We start from the raw sequence: 613 nt of genomic DNA on the forward strand, positions 1-613 counted from the left end.
CCTGGATGCTGGCCGGTCTGACCGTCCTGACGTTCCTCGCCGAGGTCACCCTGGTCCGGCTCCGCCACGGAGACGCCGTCGAGGCGCTCAGCCTCTACGAGGCCGCCCTCATCGTCGACGTGTTGCTGCTGCCGCCCCGCCAGGCGCTGCTGGCCGCAGTGCTCGGGCAGGTGGTCGCCCTCGCGGTACGGCGCCGGCCACTGGTGAAGGTCCTGTTCAACCTCGGCAACTTCGCCGCCTCGATGTCCGCGCTGATCGCGGTCGTCCACCTGGTCGGCGGTACTCCCGGTACGCTGACCGCCCGCGCGCTGGCGGGCGTGCTGCTCGGCAGCGCCGCCTTCACCGCGGTCAACCTCTGCTGCATGGCGGCGATCCTGAGCCTCGTCACCGGCGTGTCGCGGTGGAGCGTCATCCGCTCCGAGGCGCGGCTGTCGGCGTACATGGCGATCGGGACGCTGGCCACGGGCCTGACCACGACCGAGATCGGCCTGTACGCCCCGATGCTGCTGCCGTTCATGGCGATGCCCGCGCTCGCCCTCACCTATGCCTACCGCGCCGCCGCCCAGGAAGCCGACGAGCGGGCCCGGTCGGCGTACCTGCTCAAGCTCTCCCA

1 protein-coding gene is annotated in these 613 nt (G+C 71.8%); it reads left to right on the plus strand.

Features of this window, described 5'->3' with window-relative positions; genetic code table 11:
• Positions 1–613, plus strand: a 613-nt coding sequence (locus tag HC031_RS32270) for a hypothetical protein (RefSeq protein WP_205863519.1), incomplete at both ends; no start/stop codon positions are given.

Source organism: Planosporangium thailandense (assembly GCF_011947195.1).
GTDB lineage: Bacteria > Actinomycetota > Actinomycetes > Mycobacteriales > Micromonosporaceae > Planosporangium > Planosporangium thailandense.